This is a genomic window from Pseudomonas sp. HY7a-MNA-CIBAN-0227 (genome assembly GCF_040310325.1).
Taxonomy (GTDB): Bacteria; Pseudomonadota; Gammaproteobacteria; order Pseudomonadales; family Pseudomonadaceae; genus Aquipseudomonas.
This window is the reverse complement of record NZ_JBEOPT010000016.1, coordinates 15,848-40,059: the sequence shown is the minus strand read 5'-3', so window position 1 is coordinate 40,059 and position 24,212 is coordinate 15,848. Positions and strand designations below refer to the sequence as shown.

22 protein-coding genes are annotated in these 24,212 nt (G+C 53.1%); 13 read left to right on the top strand and 9 right to left on the bottom strand.

Going from position 1 to position 24,212, the window contains the following annotated elements; all coding sequences use genetic code 11:
* The first annotated feature begins 166 nt into the window (after positions 1–166).
* A complete protein-coding gene (locus tag AAEZ06_RS22215; protein ID WP_350616275.1) occupies positions 167–1,423 on the top strand; it encodes an integrase domain-containing protein in 1,257 nt (418 codons plus the stop codon).
* Positions 1,424–1,620: 197 nt separating this feature from the next.
* Positions 1,621–2,565: a hypothetical protein gene (locus tag AAEZ06_RS22210; protein WP_350616273.1), complete on the top strand. Its 945-nt coding sequence runs from the start codon at positions 1,621–1,623 to the stop codon at positions 2,563–2,565.
* A 225-nt stretch (positions 2,566–2,790) separates the two neighbouring features.
* Here AAEZ06_RS22210 and AAEZ06_RS22205 read toward each other — a convergent pair whose 3' ends face one another.
* The 7 genes from AAEZ06_RS22205 to AAEZ06_RS22175 form a co-directional block, all read right to left on the bottom strand.
* Positions 2,791–4,512, bottom strand: a complete 1,722-nt coding sequence (locus tag AAEZ06_RS22205; RefSeq protein WP_350616271.1) for an ABC-three component system protein — start codon at positions 4,510–4,512, stop codon at positions 2,791–2,793.
* Positions 4,509–4,760 carry an ABC-three component system middle component 6 gene (locus AAEZ06_RS22200; RefSeq protein WP_350616269.1) on the bottom strand — a complete coding sequence of 84 codons (252 nt, stop codon included), beginning with the start codon at positions 4,758–4,760 and terminating at the stop codon, positions 4,509–4,511. Before AAEZ06_RS22200 ends, AAEZ06_RS22205 begins: the two co-directional genes overlap by 4 nt.
* The gene (locus AAEZ06_RS22195; RefSeq protein WP_350616267.1) at positions 4,757–5,677 is read right to left on the bottom strand and encodes an ABC-three component system protein; all 921 of its coding nucleotides are present in this window, start codon (positions 5,675–5,677) and stop codon (positions 4,757–4,759) included. The genes AAEZ06_RS22200 and AAEZ06_RS22195 overlap by 4 nt, the downstream gene beginning before the upstream one ends.
* A 47-nt stretch (positions 5,678–5,724) precedes the next feature.
* Complete coding sequence (locus AAEZ06_RS22190; RefSeq protein ID WP_350616265.1) at positions 5,725–5,853, bottom strand: type II toxin-antitoxin system RelB/DinJ family antitoxin; 129 nt, start codon at positions 5,851–5,853, stop codon at positions 5,725–5,727.
* A gap of 360 nt (positions 5,854–6,213) precedes the next feature.
* On the bottom strand, positions 6,214–7,635 hold the full coding sequence (locus tag AAEZ06_RS22185; RefSeq protein WP_350616263.1) for a UvrD-helicase domain-containing protein: 1,422 nt from the start codon (positions 7,633–7,635) through the stop codon (positions 6,214–6,216).
* Positions 7,628–9,358, bottom strand: a complete 1,731-nt coding sequence (locus AAEZ06_RS22180) for an ATP-dependent nuclease (RefSeq protein WP_350616261.1) — start codon at positions 9,356–9,358, stop codon at positions 7,628–7,630. Before AAEZ06_RS22180 ends, AAEZ06_RS22185 begins: the two co-directional genes overlap by 8 nt.
* Positions 9,359–9,563: 205 nt before the next feature.
* Positions 9,564–9,827, bottom strand: a complete 264-nt coding sequence (locus tag AAEZ06_RS22175) for a hypothetical protein (protein ID WP_350616259.1) — start codon at positions 9,825–9,827, stop codon at positions 9,564–9,566.
* Between the two features lie 501 nt (positions 9,828–10,328).
* Here AAEZ06_RS22175 and AAEZ06_RS22170 point away from each other — a divergent pair.
* From AAEZ06_RS22170 to AAEZ06_RS22145, 6 genes are all read left to right on the top strand, one after another.
* Positions 10,329–10,601 carry a hypothetical protein gene (locus AAEZ06_RS22170; protein ID WP_350616321.1) on the top strand — a complete coding sequence of 91 codons (273 nt, stop codon included), beginning with the start codon at positions 10,329–10,331 and terminating at the stop codon, positions 10,599–10,601.
* A gap of 91 nt (positions 10,602–10,692) precedes the next feature.
* Positions 10,693–11,661: a DUF932 domain-containing protein gene (locus tag AAEZ06_RS22165; protein WP_350616257.1), complete on the top strand. Its 969-nt coding sequence runs from the start codon at positions 10,693–10,695 to the stop codon at positions 11,659–11,661.
* 114 nt (positions 11,662–11,775) lie between these two features.
* The gene (locus AAEZ06_RS22160; RefSeq protein ID WP_350616255.1) at positions 11,776–12,780 is read left to right on the top strand and encodes a YqaJ viral recombinase family nuclease; all 1,005 of its coding nucleotides are present in this window, start codon (positions 11,776–11,778) and stop codon (positions 12,778–12,780) included.
* A gap of 108 nt (positions 12,781–12,888) precedes the next feature.
* Complete coding sequence (locus AAEZ06_RS22155; protein ID WP_350616253.1) at positions 12,889–13,812, top strand: recombination directionality factor; 924 nt, start codon at positions 12,889–12,891, stop codon at positions 13,810–13,812.
* A gap of 50 nt (positions 13,813–13,862) precedes the next feature.
* Entirely contained in the window at positions 13,863–14,360 is a 498-nt protein-coding gene (gene radC, locus AAEZ06_RS22150; RefSeq protein ID WP_350616251.1) for a RadC family protein, read from the top strand.
* An 84-nt stretch (positions 14,361–14,444) separates the two neighbouring features.
* The gene (locus tag AAEZ06_RS22145) at positions 14,445–14,651 is read left to right on the top strand and encodes a hypothetical protein (RefSeq protein ID WP_350616249.1); all 207 of its coding nucleotides are present in this window, start codon (positions 14,445–14,447) and stop codon (positions 14,649–14,651) included.
* A gap of 97 nt (positions 14,652–14,748) precedes the next feature.
* On the opposite strand, the gene AAEZ06_RS22140 is transcribed toward AAEZ06_RS22145, so the two are convergent.
* Positions 14,749–15,096 (bottom strand): helix-turn-helix domain-containing protein, encoded by a 348-nt coding sequence (locus tag AAEZ06_RS22140; protein ID WP_350616247.1) that lies wholly within the window; start codon positions 15,094–15,096, stop codon positions 14,749–14,751.
* 130 nt (positions 15,097–15,226) lie between these two features.
* On the opposite strand from AAEZ06_RS22140, the gene AAEZ06_RS22135 reads away from it, so the two are divergent.
* From AAEZ06_RS22135 to AAEZ06_RS22115, 5 genes are all read left to right on the top strand, one after another.
* Positions 15,227–15,589 carry a hypothetical protein gene (locus AAEZ06_RS22135; RefSeq protein WP_350616245.1) on the top strand — a complete coding sequence of 121 codons (363 nt, stop codon included), beginning with the start codon at positions 15,227–15,229 and terminating at the stop codon, positions 15,587–15,589.
* Between the two features lie 88 nt (positions 15,590–15,677).
* Positions 15,678–16,457, top strand: a complete 780-nt coding sequence (locus tag AAEZ06_RS22130; RefSeq protein ID WP_350616243.1) for a hypothetical protein — start codon at positions 15,678–15,680, stop codon at positions 16,455–16,457.
* A 438-nt stretch (positions 16,458–16,895) separates the two neighbouring features.
* On the top strand, positions 16,896–18,305 hold the full coding sequence (locus AAEZ06_RS22125; RefSeq protein ID WP_350616241.1) for a protein kinase domain-containing protein: 1,410 nt from the start codon (positions 16,896–16,898) through the stop codon (positions 18,303–18,305).
* Between the two features lie 12 nt (positions 18,306–18,317).
* A complete protein-coding gene (locus AAEZ06_RS22120) occupies positions 18,318–19,469 on the top strand; it encodes an ATP-binding domain-containing protein (protein ID WP_350616239.1) in 1,152 nt (383 codons plus the stop codon).
* Between the two features lie 2 nt (positions 19,470–19,471).
* Positions 19,472–20,854 carry a hypothetical protein gene (locus tag AAEZ06_RS22115; protein ID WP_350616237.1) on the top strand — a complete coding sequence of 461 codons (1,383 nt, stop codon included), beginning with the start codon at positions 19,472–19,474 and terminating at the stop codon, positions 20,852–20,854.
* Between the two features lie 735 nt (positions 20,855–21,589).
* Here the strand turns inward: AAEZ06_RS22115 and AAEZ06_RS22110 are convergent.
* On the bottom strand, positions 21,590–24,208 hold the full coding sequence (locus AAEZ06_RS22110; RefSeq protein WP_350616235.1) for a DEAD/DEAH box helicase: 2,619 nt from the start codon (positions 24,206–24,208) through the stop codon (positions 21,590–21,592).
* Positions 24,209–24,212: the final 4 nt, after the last annotated feature.

The window sequence follows — 24,212 nt, the reverse complement described above, 5'->3', positions numbered from 1 at the left end:
CCACGGACGTCTTTTTTTGTGTCTGAAACCCAGTGAAATCAAGGCTTTAGCGTCTATTAGCGTCCCTGGACGTCCGACAGAATCCACATCACCTGGTATTCCACATGGTATTCCAAGCCCTTCAGTGGTAATTTTTGGAATACCGAACGATGTCGTGGAATACCTCATGTGCGCCCAAGCCACCCGCCTCTCTGATCGTCAGCTCAAAGCTATCAAGCCGAAAGATAAGGATTACGTCCTCAGCGATGGCGATGGCCTTCAATTACGAGTGAGAATCAATGGCTCTACGCTATGGAACTTCAACTACCGCCATCCGGTAACGAAGAATCGTATCAACATGGGACTCGGCACCTACCCAGAGCTCTCTCTCGCGCAAGCCAGAAAGAAAACGGTCGAAGCCAGAGAACTGCTTGCACAGGCCATCGACCCGAAAGAGCAACGCAATGCGTTGGCGCAAACAAAAAAAGCAGCAACTGAGCACACGTTCGAGAACGTAGCTGCTACTTGGTTTGAGCTGAAGCAGGATGTCGTTACACCGGCCTATGCCGAAGACATATGGCGCTCTCTCACCCTGCACGTATTTCCAAAACTCGGAACTACACCCCTCTCGGAAATCACTGCGCCGATGGTCATCGAGTTGCTGCGCCCCCTGGAAACGAAAGGTAGCTTGGAGACAGTGAAACGACTGGCTCAACGGCTCAATGAGATCATGATCCATGGCGTGAACTCGGGAATGATCTTCGCCAATCCACTCAGCGGCATCCGGGGCGTTTTCAAGAAACCGAAAAAGCAGAACATGGCGGCTCTTCGACCAGAAGAACTGCCGGAGTTAATGATTGCAATCGCTAACGCCAGCATCAAAAGGACAACACGCTGTTTGATCGAATGGCAACTCCACACCATGACGCGCCCTGCGGAAGCCGCTACAACATCTTGGGCTGACATCGACCTCGATAAGAAAATCTGGACGATCCCAGCGGAGCGTATGAAAAAGCGACGCGCTCACGTCATACCGCTGACCGAACACGCACTTGCTCTGTTAGAGACGATCAAACCCTACAGCGGCCATAGGGAGTACGTGTTCCCTGCAGACAGAGACCCACGAACTCACTGCAATAGCCAGACAGCAAACATGGCCTTGAAACGAATGGGCTTTGAAGGTCGATTGGTGAGCCACGGCATGCGCTCCATGGCCAGTACCATCCTGAACGAACAAGGGTGGGATTCGGAGTTAATTGAGGTAGCTCTTGCACATGTCGACAAGGACGAGGTGCGCAGCGCATATAATCGTGCGGGTTACATTGAACGCAGACGCCCCATGATGATTTGGTGGAGTGAACACATCCAGCAAGCCGCTACTGGCAGCTTGTCGGTTTCAGCCATTCAGGGAACAAGGGGCCTGAAAATAGTATCGATGTGCTAAATGGGTAATCTCACCGACTTGCCCAATCAATCGCACAACATCTGACCAGGCATTTTCCTCATTTATGGACCACACCTCCAATGCCGCTTGATAAGGACAACTAACTGGTTGCGGCGGAGTGCGATTCCTTCGAGCCATCGTCTACATTAAGATCGCTCATACGCTGCCGCAGCGTTCGCGAACAACAAGGAGCTGCAATGATCCGCGAAAGGTTTCTTGAGCGACCAGACATCCAGGGCTTTGTCGAGTGGCTCACCACCGATCTTGAGTCCCGAATTTTTCATCTGAAGCTCCCAAGTACCCGATTCGTACGTGGAGGCCTGGACATAAGGCTACAAGGCATTGCTAAGGCTCAGGAGAACTACCAGTGGGAAGGTGACTGGACTTCTGTGTCGGCGAAACTTCTCACCCTTCGTACCGATTTGCGTCAGGCTGCGGGGAATGGTGGGACTCAGGCCGCGACCTACGACGCCTGCAGAGCAATCCTTAAGTGGGGTAATGTCGAAAACAAGTGGTCTGTAGATTTCCTAGAAGATCTCCGGGATAGAGAAGATCTGGTGGGCTATCTCAACCGGATGAAGCCGCTACTCGCTCTCAACGGTACTCAAAGCATTTGCGACCTGAATCCCAAGTCTGTATTGAAGTTCAACTCAGGTCTGACCAAAATTCACGCGCTGATGGATACCACTGGATCACCAATCTATGACGGCCGCGTGGGCGCAGCTGCCGCTATGCTCTACCACCTCTATCGCGCATCTCACCAGGCCAAGGGGGCGGCAAACCACGATCAATTTGGATGGGGCGAGGGACAGAGCTATACGCTGCGTGACCCAAAATACCTCAAGTACCTGGGCACCCCAGAACTAAAAACCAAGGATGGGGATATTTGGGCTCAGCGCCAGTTGAAGCTCGGCTGGATCATACAGGCGGTACTGACCATGAATAAGGGGCTTTTCCCAGGCCTTCCAATGGCTGACCGCTGCCACGCCCTCGAAGCCGGACTGTTCATGGTCGGCTATGACTTGCGGGCCGTAATCAACGGCTGGCACATTCCCGATCCACCGGACTTGGTGAAAAAACAGCTGCGAGCCAAGGCGCATGCCGCAGCCTGGCGAAAGCGAAAAGCTTCTGCACCAGCATAAAAACGCCCAATATTAGACCGCGCACTCGACTAGACCGGAGAGTAGCTGCACCGGATCTGGCACGACCATCATCAACTAAATGCGTGCCTCATCGCCAGCGGCATCTAGGCCTGATATTCATGCAACAGATCCCCAGCAACCTCACCAACACTTCAATAACGATATCACCCTAGCGCAGCCCTCACCTCCGACCAGAAGGTAATTACGCTTCTTACTTAGTAGCTTTTAGCCGAATCGAATACCGAACAGCCCACCGTCTTCTGTGGCATCGGTCAAACGTGTAGGAATCACATAATCGTTGAGATCGAAACCATCGATGGCTTCCTTAAACGCATCGTCTTCATTCATTGTCACGATGTACTGGAAGCCTAATTCACTCGAAATCTCGGCGCCAAGACGCAGCGCGCTGATGACTTGGCGACCATCAACACCATCGAACAAATGGCTATCATGGACCAGAAACCCTGGTCCTATCTGGCGCTTGGCGCACAAGCGCATGAGCATCATGTCGAAGCAAAAAATCTGCATGTTCTTGATGCCTTTGCTGCGCTGCCCCTGCATTGGGAACTTGAGCACCGGACCGTTGGAGGTTTCATCAATCGTCATACTGCCAGCCGACTCATACAGTCGTTGCGAGGTCTCCTCGAACGCAACAATGGCTTCGGCCACCCTATCCTTTTGCTCGGTAAAGTCACGTCGCAGACGGATCGTAAGGCGGTTGCGCTCAATTTCCAACTCGTTCTTCGTGCCTTCGAGCTGCTCCGCAGCTTCGAACCGTTGCCGCAGCGACTCTACGTCGGACTCCAGCCGCCCTAGTTCCCCCTGCAGCTTTAGGAATTGTTCCAGCGCACCATGACTTCTAAGAATGCCCAGTATCTCACCACGTCGCCGGTCGAGCTGAGCCTTCTTACCGTCGCGCAGCTCGATACGCAGTTTTGCCGCTTCGAGCTCGCTAGATAAGTAATCCTTACGATTTCGAACGACCGACTCATGGAAGCTCTTTACGTCCTCATAGCGTCGCTTTACCAAGCCTGGAAGCACGACACCTGCCTCTTCATATACGGCCTGAAGGTCTTCGAGATAAGGGGGAATCTCGGAGGCCAACGCGCCTTCCAGGTCGCGGATAGCCGTGAAGTCAATGGTGTTGGCATTGGCCAAATCATTGAGCTGACGCGTCAGCGAAGAGCTTTCAATTTCCAGCTCCCGGTATTCCGGTAACACCTGGAACATCCCTATTTCTGCATGGAGTTTCTTGAGACGCGCTTCCTGCAGGGTCAACTGCGTACGCAAGTCTGCAGCCTTACCAATGATCGAACCGAACGCGCCTGTTCCGGCCGCCTTCTTCAGTTCTTCAAGGGTCTTTTCACGGTCTCGAACAGCTTGCCAGTCGCGCGCAATCTGCCAGTCCAATCCGAGCAGGAACATTAGCGCAATCTGCATATCGCCTGTTCCTTGCATCGTGGCCTGCTTCTCCGGCGTCATAAAGGCGCCACTTGCCTGCCGGCGGACGAAGTAGGCAAACAACGAACGGAACGAAGGAGGCTTGCTACCTGCGGCTTCGAGGCTGCTCAGGCCGAACATTTGCTCACCGAGAAACGCGCACCACTCACTTGCCGAAAATTTGACCTTGGCTGCCGGCGGTGTCGTCACGAAGATCTTGGCTTTGGAGCCGCCACTGCGCTCAACAACAGTGCGTCCATCCTTCAAATCGAAGTCCATGCCGAAGAGATACTCGGCCAGTTCCTGCGTGCGAAAAATGGACTCCGGACCGGCTTCAGAACCTGTCAAGAAATGCACGAGCTCGACGAAGCTGGATTTACCCGCACGATTGCGCGTTTGCTTGCTACTCGCGCCCTCCGTCTTTTGAGCAAGCAGCACGTTCAGACCTGGCTTCAGATCACCGAGTTTTTTGAAAGTCGGCAGCGTGCTAAAAATATGGTGAATCATTCTATGCTCCGTGCCACCAGGCCGCTGTCAAGTTCGATGGTCCCAAGGGAGTATAAAAGATCAAGCGCGAGCAAAAACCAGTCGTACGTAATGCGACGTGGTGGTGTAGCAGTCAGACTTTCGTTGTGCCTATTCAGCTCCTCCCATAGCGCGGAGACGGTCTTCGGCCGCGCGAGATAAGTCAGAACGTGTGCACCGACGGTTAGCAAGGCGCGCTCCTGCGAAAGATGCTTGGACGGCAGGATCATGTTGACCTCACCGCTTGGGCATCTTCGAAGATCTCGCACTCGTCGAACAGGTATGCCATGACAGCCAGCACCGCCGCCTTGTGTGTGGGCGTGGAATTCGCCGTTCCCCCAGCCCAGGCTTCGAGTCGTCCAAATACTTCGTCGGGATGAAGCCGGGGCGTCGTATCCCTCAAAGCTACATATTCATTCTTGAATGCCAAGGCAATCTGCTCGCCGTAGGTGGGGTTCCTCCAGTTGTTGAAGAACTGCGCAACGAGCGGCGACTTTTGCATGCCAATCTTGAGAAAATCGGCGACAGGCTGAGATAGGAGGTTTGCCTCGATCTTCCCCCGCGATACATCCTTTACTTCACTTGTCGTAGGTATGGGAGTGATGCTGATGTGAGTGAGCACGGCTACCAAGTCGCCGAAGCCCAGATTGACGTTCGCCTCCATCGTCAACGAGGGACCGAACCAGGATTCAAGATCCAGCAGACTCAACTGACGGAACTTCGCAAGCATCTCCTCGTATCCACAGTGGCCGATTTTGATTCGCGGATTTTCTTGCCCGAGCCTGGTTAATGCTTCAATGATGTGAGGCCCCAAACGACCATCAGGCGCATTGTGGACGAAGGTCCACTCATCGAAATATTTCTCCCAGTGCTCTTTGGCCCCTTCGAAATCCTCATTGATCTTCTTGATTGCTTCGGCGGCGCTCAAGTCATTGGGGGCGTAGCTCTGGAACAGGATTCGTGCCGAGGGTAGGTATCCATCGTTCTTCCGATCACCAACATTGCCCCAAGGGCGACAAGCCATGAAATCGTTAGGGTGGACCTTCGACATCAGCCTCTCGAACAGGCGTTGAAATCCATCCCCCTTAGACTCCAAGAAGGCAATGCGGAAATCTTTTTCGTAGTTGAGTTGCTGTATGCGATCCATGCGCTCAAGGCCGTGGCTGGATGTTTTTATATTTTCCAGGCAACACCTTATGGCGCCTTGGAATCTGGTTGGGCATGTGCACGATTTATATCGAAGGGAAGAGTTTTATCAGCCGCGATACGGATGAGCAGAATCCGGATGACATCGGAAACCGACAGACCCATTTGGGCCAACACGTTGACGGCTTACTCTTTGACACGCCCATCAATCCGGGCGCGAACGACATCAGTACAGGCTATTACATGCACTCAACATTGTGGCCCAATCGAAGCAGCCCGTCATTTCCTTTATGCCAAAAGCGATCAAGCGTCGCGGCCTACCGTCATTGATCTAGCGAGCCTCCCACCTAGCTGTGCCCGGCAGCCTGCTTCGGCCGGGAAGCAGACGGTCAGTATTCGAGCTTTTTTTATGAGATTAACGGTTGGCGAAACGAACATAAATTGTTCGCCAGGTGTCCATCACGTAGGCCCTGAGTATAAGGCCACCTGATTCCCTGAGCCTGCCGCCGCCCGGGCGGTCGCACCATGTCCTGACGCTCAGCCCGCCGGGGCCAAAATTGGGCTCGGCGAGCAAACCACTACCCGCTTGGCGCCCCGGGTCAGGGCTACGTAGAGGTGTTTGGCGTTCATCGGCGCTGGATTGAGAACGACAACAACGTCAGCCTCCAGCCCCTTCAGCAAAAGGGTGCTACCGACGGCTCGCCGCGTCATTGGTCTGCCAAGGTGGCGGTTTCGCTCTCGCGCTCGGACGACGGCATCGTATAGCGAGCATTCGCCGCTGGCTGCAGCCTGCATTGCAGCTAAGCAAACATGCAGCACCTCTGGGCGGTAGATTCGTACATCCGGCGCATCCTGCAACCCTCTCATGACTTCCAGAGCGGAGCTAAATGACGGGGCCGCCAGAAATCCAAGGGCCACGGCCTCGACCACTGAGGCCTCTTTGCGGGCCGTACCTTTACTCAACGCCCCCAACCGACGGTGAAGTTCCGCCACGCCGAGGTTGGTCATCATCTCCGAGGCGAAATTCATCAGCACATTGAATGCATCCTTGCCACTTGGGTCGAAAGATCGGCCAAAAGCGGTCAGGTCCCTGAGGTCTACAGCCTCAACAGTGGTGGCCCCAGGGGTCTGGCTGGCAATCTGGCGCTGACCTTGGGGGCTTGTGCTGTCGCCAATGACTAGCACGGTGCCATTGGCCGTAGGTGCCTTGGTTCGCGCCGCTTCCATGCGCTGGGTATGTGCAATGTGCGGGTCAGCTGCAATCGGAATCCATGTGACCTCAGGTGGGGCGCCACGAAGATCCAGTGTCTGGCCAGTGAGAAGGCTCTTGCGAGCGTCAAGCAGCCACTGGCCCAGTGCTTCAGAACCGGCATTGAGCCATCGCCAGGGCGTATTAAGATCACCGATGGCCGGAAACAGTGCATGAACATCTTTCTGCCAATCTACGGTGGCTTCGCGAAACCCGAAGATGGCCTGGAGAGGGTCCCCCAGCACGCAAGTAGGTAGTACGCTGGCCGCCCAGCCAATGATGTTGTGTTGGGGAAGGGTGCAATCCTGGTACTCATCGACGATCAGGCGACTGTAAGTCGCACGCAGCACATCGGTAATGTCGTCCTGACTGAGCAGACGCCATGCTGCGTCACGAATAGCGACATAATCATTGCCGGGGTTCTCTAATTTTAGGATGTTAGGGTTATGGCCGCTGCGCACCGGGAATTTCGAGATCAGTCGGATGGCCCAGCTATCGATAGTTGCCACCCGATAGCTGCCTTTCGGCACCGCGGCCTTGGTCAGGCGAGCCTCCAGCGCTCCTTTCCCGGCATTGGTGTGCGTAAGCACCAAGGCCGGCTTGTCGCTTGCGTGCAGTTTCAGCGTGTCCGCGATGAGCTGAGTTTTGCCGCATCCAGCCGGAGCGGTCACCGTACCGCGCTGAACCAAGAGAAGATCGAGTTCAGGCATTGCTGTGCGCCCATTTGAAAAGATTCAAGATGAGGTCTCTGAAGCCCTGATCGGATGCCTCAAGGTTGGGTGCCAGTATGTCGTGTGCGACGCCTTCCATCTTAGTAATCGACTTGAACCATCCCGCCTTGCGGATACGAGAGGACTCCCCTAGTAGAGCGCGAGTAGTAGGGGAGAATGCGTTGTCAAAACCGTCTTGGAGCACAGCGGCCAAGTCTACCTTGCCAGACGACTTCGTCTTGATATGCTGCTCAACCAAGCCATCTTGGTTGAGTTCTTGTGCGCGTGAAATCAAGGCCGAAACCTCCCGCGGCGGGACGCTCGCAAAGAGTTCATCCTCCAATGCTCTGCCGTCGCGCCAGGCGAGCAAATAGCCTCCAGCAGCAGTGAACTCGGCCACGACTGAGGCCGTCGGCGTTTTGTCGTTATCCTGGACGGCCGCAACACGATAGCCGAGCTTTTGAAACGCTCGACCGCGGTAGAAACAGCGGTCGGGGTCACCTCCAGCCGTATCAACGTAGGAGACCCCGGCAGCTTGGAGAGAGGCGTAGCCTTGCGATGTCCAGTAGTCGTCCAACCCACGGATGAGGCCCACTTCGCTTGCCCCCTCGCACACGATGACTGTGCGGGCCAGGAACGCTTCGGGGAAACAGCGGATAGTGCTTTGGACGTCGTCATCGCTGCCGACTTGCAGCACCTGATGGCCCGTGTCATCGGGCCTGACCACGAAGAGCTGTGCTCCAGTGAGCTCTCGCAGCACGACGGGTGAATGCGATGTCATGAATACCTGCAAGGGTGCCATCTTTTCCTTCGCACCGAGCGAGCTCAGCAGCCTGGTCAAACGGTGGGGCTCCAGCCCGTATTCGATTTCGTCGACCAGGACGATACTGGCGGCCTCTGCAGCGGCCCGGTGCAAGCCGGCTATCAGTAGACGAGATGAGCCCGTTCCGAGGCTTCGAAGCGGAATACCACTTTCGCTATGTAGCGAGATGGCCCCGTCGCCAAATGACACGGAGTGAGCATCCAGCAGTGCAGTTGCGGAGGCGCCAACAGGAACGCCGAGGGACTTAGCTGTTAAGGTCACCGTGTTCAGCGTTGCAGCGAGTTGAGGCGCTGCCTTGTCGCCGAATCCGGCTCGTGCCTCCCGTGCCGCCCGGATAAGCTCTGTGCTGATGTCCGCGCGCTCTTCCGACAGGCGATTGAGTACCGACCCTCTGGTCCAGGAAAGATTGGAGTTCGGGTGGTTACCTAGTCGAGCGGGCGCCAAGGCAATCCGATCTTTCCACACCAAGTTGCGTGAGGACTCGCTTGCGGCCGTCCTGTCAGAATATAGGGACCACTCAGGCTCGAGATCAGCCCTAACGGTCAGCCTCAAGGTGAGGACGGTTTCCAACCCTTTTCGCGGTTCGTCCTCAATCGCCCCTGCCACAGCATTGAAACCCCGTAAATAGTCTCCGTAGGTATCAATGTTCTTCAGCGGGTCAGACAGCGCCCCAAGCGTCAACGTGATACTGAGATTCTGCGTGACATCGAGTCCGAAAAAGTCCGTATCGGCAATAGCAAGATTCCGGCGTGCACCAAGGCACAGGTCGATAGCATCCAAGATGGTTGATTTGCCGCTGTCGCCTGACCCAATCAGGCAGTTAATGCCTTCATTCGGACACCAGTCCAAGGCGCGCAGTGCACGGAAGTTCCGGATTTCAATCTTGCGAATTCGTGCCATTGAGCCTCCCTGAGTAACTGATTCCTGATTCCTGACTCGACGCATTTTGTGCTATCTGCTGAGGCTGATAGGCATCCTCGCCTGATGCGCTTAGATGTCATGGTGCGCAACATCCGGAGAAGCGCTGGGATCGCGTCAAGAGCGACATAGTCCAATAGAGACAATATCCATACAGCGCGGCTGGACGTCCAGCCCCATCGAAAGATCAATTCCCGTTAGATGTGCACAGTCTCGGTGCAAATGCGTGTCCGATCGAACCATCAAAAGGCCGTACAGGACCCGCTTTGCCCCAAAAGCCGCCAAGAAACAATTGGGCATCCTCGGACATTTGCTCTATCACCTTGCGCAGCTCCAGTTGCCATATCAAACACGCCGGAATAGCCGCACTACCATACTGAACACCCAGCGAGTACCCGGAGATCATTTCGGCGCTATCACTATCACCGCTGGGGTTTACGACTTTGATCACATCATCCTCCGATTAGCGAACGATCAACGCGCACCACAGCCTGATGGCTATCCGCGGCCAGAGCAAGAGAAGTGCGGAAGCGGCTTATCAGAATGTTGCTGGCGGGGCACCCAAACGGGAAATCGTCGTGAGCAACGACGACTCTCAACTCTTGCCTTATCTGGACCTGGCCAACTTTGTACCAGATCTAGTGGGCTTTAGCGTCCGATCAGGCCTTTAAAATCATCGGTACCACTAGGTTATGAGCCCAGGACATCCTGGCCGTGCATTAGCCCCGGAGCGCAAGAAATACCCTGGATTTGAAAATAAAAACCTCATCCTGCGTTTTTACAAACTCTGGGCCGATTGCAGCTGATTCATTGGCTAGTAAGGCGCTCAATTCAACTCGAAAAAAATTCAGCCCTACATCACTGCCATGACATCCCCACCATGGAGTTTCAAACCATGTCATTGCAGTGCCCTCGCTGTAACTCACCCAAAATCGCCTCTCTCCACCAAGCCATGAAAATTGCGGCTGCCATCGGTACGGTTGGCGGTGCAGCACGCGGAGTCAGCGCTGCACTGGCGGGCGGCCAGGCCGGCGCCACCGTTGGCGCCATAGCCGGCCCACTCGGCATCACTCTTGGGGCCGTTTCTGGCGCCATCCTCGGCGGGCTTGTCGGTGGAGTTGGTGGCTGCGCATTGGGCGCTCAACTCGGCGACAAACTTGACCGCCATGTCCTCGCCCACAATCTCTGCCTGATCTGTGGGCATCGGTTCAATCTGCCTGCTTAAACCGTCCTCCCCTTCTCTCTTTTAGTACGTCCGGACAGTGCCGCGCAATACATGGCATTTATACCGGCTTGCACCCTAAGGAATCGTAATCATGGCTCATCAAATCGAACAAATGGCTTACGTTGGTGCGACCCCGTGGCATGGCCTCGGCAGTCAACTGACGCAAAAACAGCCCATCGAAATCTGGCAGCGCGAGGCCGGTATGGACTGGAAGATCCAGGAAAGCCCCGTTCACTTCAAAGCCGACGCTATCGGACATCTGGGCAGCATTCACTCGTTCCCGGAACAAAAGGTGCTGTACCGCTCCGACACCAAAGCTCCGCTATCAGTGGTTTCCAACCGTTATCAAATAGTCCAGCCACGTGAGGTGATGGAGTTCTATCGAGATCTGACCGAGGTGTCCGGCTATGAGCTGGAAACCGCTGGTGTGCTCAAGGGCGGTCGTAAGTTCTGGGCGCTAGCGCGAACCGGTCAAAACACCGCGCTGAAGGGCAACGATCAGGTCAACGGCTATTTGTTGTTGGCGACCTCTTGCGACGGCACGCTCGCCACCACCGCCACGCCGACCACCGTTCGCGTGGTCTGCAACAACACCTTGACCATTGCATTGGACAACACCACTCGCGCCATCAAGGTGCCGCACAGCACCCGCTTCGACCCTCAGGTCGTCAAAAAGCAATTGGGTGTCGCCGTCTCGCAATGGGACGAGTTCATGTATCGCATGCGCATGCTGGCCGAGCGCAAAGTCCAGTGGCATGAGGCTATGGGGTTCTTCATGAACGTGTTGTGTGACGTAACGCCCAACAGCAAATTACCTGAAGTCTTACCCAACGAACGCGCCCTACGCAAGGTACAAAGCCTGTACGAGGGGCGAGGCCGTGGCGCAACACTTGAGTCGGCGCAAGGCACTGCCTGGGGTCTGCTCAACTCCGTGACCGAGTACGTCGACCACGAGCGCAGAGCGCGTAGTAACGAGTACCGCATGGACTCTGCCTGGTTCGGTCAAGGTGCACAGATCAAGCAACGGGCACTAGAGGTAGCGCTGCAACTGGCCGCTTAGCCCCTGTTTTCGCTTTCGTCATCAACCACACCTCCAATTCTCGTTCTTCCACGCCTTGAACGCCTGGTCAGCCTCGTGCTGGTCGGGCGTTTTTTTATGACTCAGGAAATGATCATGAGCACTCAATCACTGCAAAATTTCAGTACTAAACCCCGTCCTGCGTTGCGCCTGGTGGGCACCAAACAACTGCCGCGGGAGGACTGGCTGGCCGTGCGAAAGCTGGGTATTGGCAGTTCGGATGCGGCCGCTGCCGTCGGGCTTAACCCGTACAAATCCCAGCTGGAGCTGTGGATGGAGAAAACCGGGCGTGATGAATCACTGCCCAAGCTCGATCCGCAGGATGAGGAAAGTCCTGCCTACTGGGGCCATATACTGGAGCCCATTGTGGCCTGGCATTACAGCAAGCGCAGCGGCAATCGGGTTCGCCGGATCAATGCCGTACTGCAGCATCCGGATCCTAAACTGCCCTGGATGCTGGCCAATATCGACCGCGAGGTCATGGCCGCAGACGATGTACAAATCCTCGAATGCAAAACGGCCGGCATAAACGGCGCACGCCTCTGGAAGGAGGGCGTGCCCGAGTATGTGCAGTTGCAAGTCATGCATCAACTCGCCGTGACTGGCAAACAGGCGGCGGATGTGGCGGTCCTACTCGGTGGTCAAAACCTGGAAATCCATCGCATCGAACGCGACGAGTCGCTGATTGCTCAGCTGATCGATCTGGAGCGACTCTTCTGGGATTACGTTGTCAGCGATACCCCGCCACAGGCCGACGGTTCGGCCTCAGCTGAGCAAGCCTTGCGCTGTTTGTATCCAGAGGATAGCGGGCAAAACCTGGACTTCAGCCAGGACCTCCTGCTCTGTAAAACCTTTACCGAATTGCAGAGCGTACGCAAGTCGATTGCTCTGCAGGAGAAGCAGGAAGCTCAGCTCAAGCAAACGTTGCAACAGGCCATGGGCGATGCCAGTCGGGCGACCTTCGCAACCGGCAGCATCACGTGGAGGAAAGCCAAAGACAGCGTGGCCCTGGATATCCCCCGCCTGCTGAAAGAAAAGCCCTATCTGCAAGTGCGCTACCCGACCACCAAAACCGGCAGTCGGCGTTTTCTGCTGGCCTGAACGCTCGTTCGCTCTTCCCTTATTCCCACGCCCTTTCTCTCCAACGCCACCCTGGCCGTTTGCGCAGTCTCGGTGGCGTTTTTTTACTTCAGATACAGGAGAACTCCCATGCTCAAAGGTTTAGCCATAACTCCTCCGATTTTGGGTCGAATTTCCATCGGCAAGATCGTCGAAAAAAACGGCAAACGTCTGCCGGAGAAAGATGATCAGTTCACCATTACTTCGCAGGTTCAGAGCCGCGACGGTTGGCTGCTGCATCCCCTTAATGAGGAGCTACGCAATGGCCAGAACGGCAAGCTGCGCAGCATTCCGATCCATCTGCTGTTCAACGAGCCAGACCTTAATTTTCGGGCTGACTACAGCCTGTTCGACCGTAAAACTGGCCGGCCGCTGTGCGTCGGCAACGGTGAGACCTGCAAGCGTTTGACCAAGGACGGCATCCAGTCGTTGCCCTGCCCTTCACCGGATGGCTGTTCACTGGCCCAAGGCAATGCTTGTAAGCCTTACGGCCGGCTGAACGTGGTGATTGGCGATGACGATCCGCTGGGCAGCTTTGTCTTTCGTACCACGGGTTACAACAGCATTCGCACCCTGGTAGCACGCCTGCATTACCTGCAAGCCATCTCCGGCAATCGACTCGCTTGTCTACCGCTGGAGTTGCGTCTGCGCGGTAAATCCACCCGCCAGAGCCATGGCACGCCGATCTTCTACGTGGACATCACGGTAAGCAGCGGACTGAGCCTAGAAGACGCCTTACTGGAAGCCAAGCAACTGGAGGAAACTCGGCAAGCCGCGGGCTTTGACCAGAGCGCCTTGGATCACGCGGCCCGACAGGGTTTTAACAATGGGGCCTTTGAAGACAGCGAGGAGGACAGCGGGGCCATCGTAGAAGAGTTCTTCTTCCCCGCCACTCAAGATCAGCTCTGCCCTGTAGAGCCCCAAGGCCAACGGGCAGCGCCTGCCAAATCCTCTCTCGCGCAAAAGTTGGAGTTGCAAGTCACGCGGCTCAACAGCAAGCCCACCGTCCAGTAACCGCGTTTCTCAACCCCTCCGTTCTCACGCATTCGTATAGGAATACCCGCATGAAATATCACAAGCTCATAGCCGGTGAAACGACCGGTACCTATGTCATGGAATCACCGGTCACCGAAGCTGACATTCTGCAGATGGCGCAACAACTGGCGATGAGTCGTCTGTCTAAAGGCCGGGCATTGACTGAGCCCAAACACGTCTTCAGCCACCTGCAAACATTGCTGCAGTACCACGAGTACGAAGTCTTTGCTTTGCTGTTGCTCGATTCCAAGCACCGGGTGATTGGTTTCAGGGAGCTGTTTAGAGGCACGCTGGATGGTGCCCAAGTGTACCCACGAGAAGTAGTCAAGATAGCTTTGGAGCACAACGCTGCAGCAGTGATCCTGGTGCATAACCACCCATCTGGCGACCCAGAGCCCAGCCAAGCCGATCGCACTATAACTACTGCTCTCAAAAACGCCCTTGACCTGGTTGGTACTCGGATATTGGATCACGTGATCGTGGGCTATGAAGGCTGCGTATCGCTGGCAGAGCGGGGGTATTTGTAGACGTACTTTGTCCTTGGCGTTGCTTGTAAATGGCAGGCGCTTCGCTAACCGAACCCACATCGCCCCAACTCAAGGAGATCCCCCGTGGCGCTGATACGCTTCCTAATTGCACTTCTCACGTTCATCGGCGTGCTGGCGAGTGCTTCGGCATTAGTTCTGGCAGTAGTTATGATGCTGCGCTGTCCACCTTTGCTGGTCGCTGTACTACTGGCCTGTTGGGTGCTAAGCCGGGTGCTCAAGAAAATCAACAAACCGATTCACAGTTGTTCGCAAAGCAAGGGAAGGAGTTAAGAAAATCTGTATCGATAGGCTACTAAGACCTCCGCAGCAGTACTTTTTTAAATGCTTGTGAAAGAGCGGCCAGACCAAAGTTCCCCTTCAGGAACCGTCAGCTTCGACCAAGTCGTTCCGCCAGACGTTCCACCAACCCAACAATAAGCCGTCTATCTTCACTACCTAAGGGAGACAATAAATCGTAGACACGTCGTGACTGGTCCTCAGGGCGCGCGCTAGCCTCGGACAGAAAATCAGCCGTCTCACAGCCAAAAATCGATGCCAACACAAACAGCCGCTCAATGTTGGGAATCACAATACCCCGCTCGATGCGTGACACCGCTTCATTGCCTACGCCCAGCCGCTCGGCAACCTCTTCCTGAGTAAGCCCACATCGACTCCGCTGGCGTGCTATCGCTTGTCCAACCAGTCCAGCCAGATCCTTCACATTAGTTTTTGACATACAACCTCCTAGTCGACCTAGATGGTTGGGCATCACCTCATTGACATGAAGGGCTTTATAAGTAGACACTCAACTTAAAAGGTTGATTTACGGATATTTACCACTCAACAACTGGCAGGAGAGTCAGGCAGTGACGCAATCAATTGTAATCGGCATCAATGAAGCACAAATCAATAACTTGCTGAAGAGCAGGTCCTCCTTCGAAGTTGTGGGACTAAGAGGGAACTTCAATGCAAGTATAAAATATATTGAAACGCGCATTGAAGCTCTCGGACTAAAGTGCCGAGCAAAAGTTGATATCAAAGGTGCTGTCGCACAAGGAGGCGTGCTGGGTACTCTTATCGGAGCCGTTTCGCTACCTGCTGCTGCCGTTTTAGCCGCAGCAGCCACGGTGGTAAGTGCAGGCCATACTATAGCCACTTACAATCCCGACTACGAAATCACGAAAGATTACGTCAACAAAAAACTAAAAATAACCTACAAGAAACGTTAATGCAGCAATAGCCAGCTTCTTCCTCAAGATCAACATAGAGTCCAATAAATTGACAATAAAATCCGTCATCTTTAAGGCATCAGGATGCTTGGCACTTTTACTCTCACTCAATGCTCAAGCAGAGGTTGACTATGGTCATATGTATCCGCCCATGCTTCCCGACGAACAAACCATTGGTGATTTGCCCGAAGTCATTCCGTGTGCAGAGGCTAAAAATCAGCATGGGGCAAATTTCTACCGCTGTACTTGGTTTGTTCTCCCAAGAAATATCACCCAATGGAATGCTCAACAGCAGCGTAACGTCACCTTCAGCAATCAAGTCAGCGGCAAGTGCGTCCGAGGCACCTGCCGTGCTTCCAATGGATCAGGTGTCTATGGCATGTACGGTCAAGACCTCAGTTTTAGTCTGTCAATTTACTACTACATCTATGAAAGTGAGGATGGCTATCCGATCGCTTATCGCATGGATGGGGGGCCAAACAAAAAGGGCAAAGGGGTTACGTACGCTCAAGCACGCACAACACTTCAAGAGTTTTTACTTGATCATGGCATCAGCGATGCAAACACAAAAGACTCCATTTCCTTGTACAACTTAGATGCGAATACCGAGCGCGACCAGTCAATCGATGACTCCCCACAGATCGTAAACACGCCCATGACAAAACCCACAAAAAATATCGAAATAAAAGAAGCCTGGTGTAATCCCCGCGCAGACGATGAGTGCACAATCAATGGTAAGAAAGTAGCAAAAGCAGAGCTTAACCAATACCTTCCCGCGATCTACGAGCTGGAAGTATTAAATGCAGGTGGATACTGCGAACATCCGATTTGCTATGACAAGGATGACAAGCCGGTTGGCATTCACTAAAAATAAAGGCACGGCAGGTCATACCGTGCCTTTATTTTTCTATAATTGGCGGATTCAAGGTAATCTAATCCACACATCGGTACATGCCCCATCGAGGTATCAAGCAGCCAAACTCAATGACGAGTTAAGAAAGCTAAATGGACGCTGCACAAAAAAATCAAATTACGAAACACCCACTGAAATATTTAGCCAATCTTTTGCGTCACCTGGTTGAATGGATTTCATGGGGAGGCCACGCCTCATAAGTCGGGTATATCAGGTGCTCTTCAACTAGCTCTGACGCACCCCAACCGCCTAAGCCGGGCGGACTATGATACTGGCGGCCATACGGCTCACATTGTCCTTGACTGGAGCACCTAATTCGCTCAGTTTCACCTCGAAATGCGCTGCGGAAATGGCTATTCAAGCAGACGAAATCGCGCCTAAAAGGAATTTAGATTGGACACGATACAGGCTCAGATTCTTCGAGATCAGCTTCAAGGATTAGAGGTAGGTGGTTGGCTAATTGACGGTTTCCATGGCAATGGCAAATCGGCAGTTGTCCTCCCCGCACACAAGGACGGCGTTCGGGGGGCGATCAAAATCTTCCATCCTGAGCTTATAGAGCGTTATGGAAAGGAAGTACAACTTGAGCGGATCATGCGGGAGAAGAGTCTGGTAGGGGCTCAGCATCACAATCTCGTCCAGATATTTGATGGGGGCGAATGCGAAGCTACGGGCTACCTCTATGTCGTAATGGAGAGCCTACCCTACAACAACCTCCACGACAGGTTGGCAGAAATTCCGCTCGCTGCAGTCACGAAAATTATTTCACAAATTGCATCAGCTGCTCGATTTTTGGAAGACCGAGGGTTAGCTCACCGTGATATCAAGCCGGAAAATATCGCCATCTCGGATGACTTTTCTCGCGCCGTACTCTTGGATCTAGGTGTATTGCTTCCCATCGGGGTTTCTAACCTTACCGACGTGGATCAGCGGCTGTTTATTGGCACGCTCAGGTACAGCTCGCCAGAGTTTTTGCGCAGAGAAGAAGAGGATTCCATTGAGGGATGGCGAGCAGTCACCTTTTATCAAATTGGTGCTGTCCTGCATGATCTGCTGATGAAACAGGTGCTTTTTTCCGAGTTAAGCGATCCATTTTCATTACTCGTGGAAGCGGTTAAGAGCGAAACGCCCAGGATCGTTTCCGAGGATAATCGCAGTGTCCATCTAGCCACGCGCTGCCTTGTCAAATCACCTACTACTCGGCTAGAGCTAGTGAACTGGTCAGACTTCAACATGGCGGAAAACGCTACTAGTGACTCCCTCGCGAGGTTAGAACGGATCAGTCAAAGGCAACGGTGCATTCGGGAAGCTCCAGCTTCTGGTAATAAACCGGACTGGGAGACAGATCGCCGCTTAAAGCATTATCTAGATGACTTGAGCAAGAGATTTGAGACACGGGTGGCGGCGTTGCTGAACGGCGCTGCATGCTTTCCACTTCGAACAACTAGGTCAGAAAAGTCAGTCGAGCAAAAAAGATGCACCGTTTGTCTCGGATTCCAACGAGATGAGGATCTAGGGTTGCCGTACCGTCTGACGATTCTGTTTGAGATCACTTTCGTAGACGAGAACGCTGGCGCGCCTATCTTCCGGGCAGCGTCAACAGCTGCCCTTTCAAACGAAGAGCTTATGGGCTCGTCATTTCTCCAGACGACGAATTTCTACACCGGGGATATCACCGCATTGCTTGATAGCTCACCTTTAGAGCAAGTGCTGCTAGGTTACCTTGAGGCTGCCTACCAGGCAGGTGAGCAAGACGTTAAACCTGAAAACGAAGCACCAGTCCATTTGACTTCAGAACAATAGGAAATCCTAGGCATGTCGAATACGTGGTGGAGGGACGAGGATGAGTTGGCCAAGGAGCAGTCAGATCTGCTTGAGGTGCCTGCTGAACATAGCCTTTTGATTAAAGGGCCACCTGGTAGCGGTAAGACCAACCTGCTTCTATTGAGAGCGAATCAGCTATACCTTGGCGATTATCCGAATCTGTACGTCGTGGTGTTCGGGGCGTTGCTTAAGAATTTCATTCAGATCGGTGGTGCTCAGTACAAGTTTCCACCAGAAAAAGTCGTCACTCACACCAGCCTTTTCAAGATGATTTTGAGGTTGGAAGGGGCTGATTTCGACGATCGAGATATGACGCTTGAGGTCGCACGGAAGCAAAGGGCCGATATCCTAGAAGATTTGATCAAAAAAGGTCAGGTCGGTGCTCAGTTCGATGCTCTGCTATTAGATGAGGCTCAGGATTACACGCCTCAAGAAATACGCCTCCTGTCCCAATTAGCCACAATCCTAGTGGCTACAGCTGATAGTCGGCAAAGGATCTATGACATTGAGGATTGTTCAGCCGTGTTGAGCAGTTGCGTTAGGACTGAGCACCAGTTGACATACCACTTTCGCAATGGTCGGGACATATGCCGCGTGGCCGATGGGATCTATAAGGGGTCGCCTCAATATGCGCCCATGCTCCCGCACTCTAACTATCCCGAAGCGGACTACCCATCAAAAGCGGTACCCAAAGACGGGCTGTCTTTACAAGATCAGATCATCGCCATGATCACTCAAATCAGGGATCAAAGATTCGCTTATCCGGATGATCTCATTGGTGTGCTCGCGCCGAGGAATCAGGAACTTGATGTCATCGAGGCCGGGCTAATTCAAGCTGGGCTTGGTAACTATATAACAAGGGCGAACGCGGTGAACCGCTTCGATCCTTCTCGACCAATTTGGTTGTCCACGTTGACTGCCGCCAAGGGACTGGAGTTCCGTGCAGCCCACATTGCGGGCCTTGAGCACCTCTCAAAGATGGGAAGCGTTCAGAAGCGTCTAATTTTCACTGGAGTTACACGGGCAAAGACTGCACTGACGTGCTATTGGCATAACAGCGTGCCCGGTTACTTCGAGTCTGCCTGCAGACCTGTTGTCGAAACTCCAAAAGTGGTCACCAAGAAAAATATATTTGGGAACTGAATATGTGGCATCTTAAATTTTCCAAGCGTGATTTTGTTGAGTTTTGGCTAGGAAGTAACAAAAAGATCATTAAAAAAGCACAGCGAATATCTTACGCCGAGCCTGCGATGGAGGAAGATGTTATACATGCCTATTGGCGAGAAGAACCGTCCATTGACTATTTTTTCCCAAGTACAATTGTAGCCACGGACAGTGTCCTGAATTTTATTTTCACTGCTGTGAACTCAAGTCCATCAGCGTCTGCACCTGTCTCGGCATTCAGTCGCATTGTATTATCAAGTGATGCTGAAAGTTACTTTTCATCTTCGCCTATGAAGTTGTCGGATAGCTCAATAGCCGCAATAGTGTCTGTCTCGATGGCAGAAGCCACAATGCACTCCGAAGGTAGGCTGGGCTTGCGTCAGCTAAGCTCTGCAGCTTGTAAGAGAACACTTGCGTACGCCTGGGGGAAGGCCTTGACTGCCAGAACGGCAGCGCAGAATTTCGATAGAGTTGCGGATCGGTGGTTCGATACTTACGGCCTCATTAACTCTCAGGTGCCATCGGATAATCTCCGCCACATAGTTTCCGCAGAAATTGGTGCGCTTAACGCTTACGCGCAGATATCTATCGGCCTGCCTCCTACCGGTGAGGCTGCAAATTTAGCGTATACAATAAACCGGAAGGATAGGGACTTGCTAAGTTCCTACTGGAGCCGGTTGTCAGGCGCCTTCGGGTTTGAAATCAGTCTAGATGCCCTTTCTCAATCTACACGGGAGGAGCGCGGCACTTATCTGCAAGAAGCGTTACTTTTAGCGACCTCGTCACATGGCGATGAACCCCTGGCGGCTATCTGCGCATTTATCGCGACACAAGTTGCACCGGGGTCATTGGAGCACCTAGAACTCCTCAAGCAGTCAGGAAATCCTGAAATCGTTTTTTGGTATGCGCTTTACGCTGCGCTTCAGTCGCCGAACGAAATCATGGCGGCGCTTGGAGGGCTCGGTTACAAGATCTATCGAGATATTGCTTGTGTTGAAGATCAGCTTTCTTCACCGACCTCTGATATCTCATATGAAGAACTTAAAGCCCTGGAACGGAGCGGCATAGAGAGTCTCGCTAAAAAATTCGGGCATGTGGGAGTGGTTGAGGTAGAGCTGCTCCCATTGGTCACTTCAAGCTTTAGCTATGGGTTAAAGCAAGCCAAAGTTAGCCGAAATGAGGCTGCTTCTCAAGCGTCTGAGGAAAATGATCGATACGGATCATCCAGAATAAGTTATGCCCATAAGCTTAAGCTGGAGCAAGCGATTGTCATGCTGTCTCAGCTAGCAAACGAGTTACCTAGTGGAGGAGATGATATGTACGGCAGCTCGTCGTCGCGAAGATCGACAAAGAGGAAACTATAAAGTCCGGCAGTAGACCTTAGCGCATTCTGGAGCTTCGTTTATGTAGCTGAGCGGCCCGGTAACGGGTCGCAAGGGTATCACCGATGCGCTCGAGTTTCGAAGATTGACGAGACCGATCATGAGGGCCCTTCCGTAACAATGTGTCTGGTCCAATTCTTGGATGTGTAATCCACATCACGAAATCGATAACTGAGTGAGGAACCTCCCATCAAAAAGCGCACGTCGTCGCTCCGCGACTCGACCGGCGACGTGCGCTTTTTTAACAAAGGCAGCTGTCCGCGTGTAATGTAACTGTCCGGCCAGCCCCCAACGCTCAGGGAGATGGTGGACACTTATTTAGACACCATCTATTTGGGCGGGTGAGTTCGACGGACGCTTACATTGAATCCACAGTCGATATCCATCTGTGCACGACATTGGCATTTGATCCCGTGACTCAACGCGACACCAGCAACGGATACGCCAAGTTGCTGGCATTCTTGAACGACTTGGGCTTTGAAGGATTTTGAGTAAGTGTGTCATTGGCACATGGCGATCCCAACATTAAGGGTAATTGTGTCCGCTTAAAATACGCGGACACAATTACCCTTAATGTTAGGAGCTGTAGGTATGTTTGGCAGACGCTTACGGCTTACCTTTTTTGAGGATCGTTGATCCCGTTTTCGAGACCTTAAGCCTTCTGCACATTCATCAAAAAGGGGGGATCACTTCATTTTCAAAATGAGCCCCACCGTTTCAAAGGTTTCTTAGGAGTTCGCAGGCGGAAGCCCAAGAATAGGCACCCGATGGTGGGCTGTTTTCGAAGACCATCAAATAACGATAGCCACGACCCGCGCATTTTTCCCAAATCTGCCCCAACTCGATTTTGGCATCTGAGTCAGAGTTATCGCGATCTCCACCCTTGGTTTCGAGCAGAATTATCAAGCCAGAATGAAGACGTAGCACAAAGTCAGGGAAATGGTTTATCGGTCCATTTAGGTAGAACCCGCGTCCACTTTGGTTACGGTGCCACCACCGAACGTTTTCACAATCTGAAAGAAATTCAGACATACGTTCTTCTAAACCGTTGCCCTTCTCTTCTCGGACGTACAGGGAGTTTTCAGCCCCAACTGGCGCTTTTTGACGCAGTGAAATCTCGACTGGAAACGCGAAGGACGCACGCGTATCGATCTTCTGAAGGTCAATCCACTGCTTGAAACGGCGACGCGAGAACACTAGCATCTCGTTGCGGACGCGTTGTCGAAGGCTTTCCACGTATGCGTGTTGTTGCTCTACAACCTCATCCAACTGACCAGCACTGAGTCGACTGAGGATTTTGCGGATGTAAGCCTGCAGATCGCTTTCAGCTAGAGGGGGCATTTTTCCAAGCCAATTACCAACCAAGCCGGTCAGTTGACGCCTTTTCGCTTCCGGATCAAGTCTTGAAAGGTAGTCCTTCCATTTCCGAATTTCAGTATCCTTCAGACGTACACGCGTAGGCTCGTAATCCCCCTGAGAGCTACCTACCTTCAAAAGATCGAGCTTTACCAAGTCTCCGGCAGTAGGAGCCACGACGAAATCATTCACGTCACAGTCCACCAGATGAAACTCATGATCGAGCAACTGTGATTTATCAAGAAGAACGCCACCATCTGCATCAGCAAAAATGAGACCTGCCGGCGCTTCCCGGTAGAATTGAGGCAATCTCAACTCTCGGATCTCTTCGATGAACTCTGGACGAACCGGGTACAAATCCATTGCGCCTCTCACTTCAACAGGAACGTGCGAACTGGACGGATCAGCCTTCGACGCCACCAATTCAGCATGTGCCTGATGAACGGCTTTAAGCGTTACTTCCAGAAAACTCTCTTCCTGCACTGGCTTCTCTTCTGAAACCACAGCAGTGCTTTCAGAGTAATTATCGGAGCTACTAACTGCGTCAAAAAGGGATAGTGGAGCAGTCTGTTCCTGTTTCTGACCAGACGCTACAGTAGGCTGTGAAGCGGGCTTCACTTCAGCCTCTATCAAGTCAGGGGTTCTGAAATCGTTACGACTAAATCCGGCTCGATTGAGACCGGCAACAATTTTTTCCAACGTGCTACTGAACACAGTGGAAGCAGTCAGTACGTAGCTCATGTTCAACGGTTCGTGACCATGAGCGCGAACGTAAGGCTGTCTCAGAATTCGACCTAGAATTTGCTCTACATCTACCGGCGAAGACCGATCAGCTAGCGTGGCAAGCACGTAGGCAAATGGGCAATCCCACCCTTCTTTCAAAGCGTTGACGGTGATTACAAACCTTACCGGGCATTGAGCAGACATAAGATCTAATCCACTCAATTCGTCCTTTTCTGCGGTTTTGATCTTAATCCAGTCTTCTGGCACCCCATGCTCGAGCAATTCTGCCTTTGCATGCTCGAACGTCTTCGCGTCAGCTTTTACCTTGGTCTCCGCTTGGATCAATACGATAGGTCTGATGTAAGAACCACCACGGGCTTGCTCAGCCTGAGCTTCTGCTTCGAGTCGCGCACGCAGGTCAATAGCATGAGCGATAACTGAGCTTCTGCTTGGAAGGTTTCGAACGATGACGGGAAGCTTGACCATGTGCTGATCCCGCATAACCATCGCATCGACGAAGCTAATGATGTTTGCGCCGGCTCTTGGGGTGGCAGTCAACTCAAAAACGAAGCTTGGGTTGAGATTGCGGAGCATGTCCTGAGACAGACTACTGGTGACGTTGTGGCTTTCATCAACGATGACGACGGGTGCAAGTCCAGCCATTGAGGCGACAAGGGAATACGGATCAACACCCTCACCTACCGCGACAGCCGTGGAAGACAAGTCGTCCAACGAGCTGTTTTCTTGGTACAGCTTTCGGTCATCTTTATTGCGTGCTTTCAGGCTGTCATAGGTAAGAACGGCTAATACAAGACCGTCCTCAACCTCATCCCTTGAAAGATGCCCTGAAAGGAGGTCACGCTTATCCATGATGCTGACCCGACCTTCAAACAGCCTGTTGAGACTCTGCCTGTAGGGGTGATCAGAATTGCGCAAAGCCCGAAGGACTTGATCAAGGATCGAAAGTGAAGGCACCAGCCACAAGCACAGGCGCGCGTCACCTTGACGACGCTGAAGAGCTTTGAAAACGCTGGATACAGCATGTAGACCTATATAAGTCTTTCCACCTGCCGTAGGGACTTTGGCACACACCTGTGGGGCACCATGCGGGGCATCTTGGTATCCCGGCATTTTGGTAGCGCCTTGAGCGTCCCAATGGGCACGGTACGCTAACTTAGCGTCATCACAGGCAGTCCACCGACGGAGGTAAAGCTCCAGATCCTCGATGACCTGACTCTGGTAGGGGTTCAACTGCATTTCA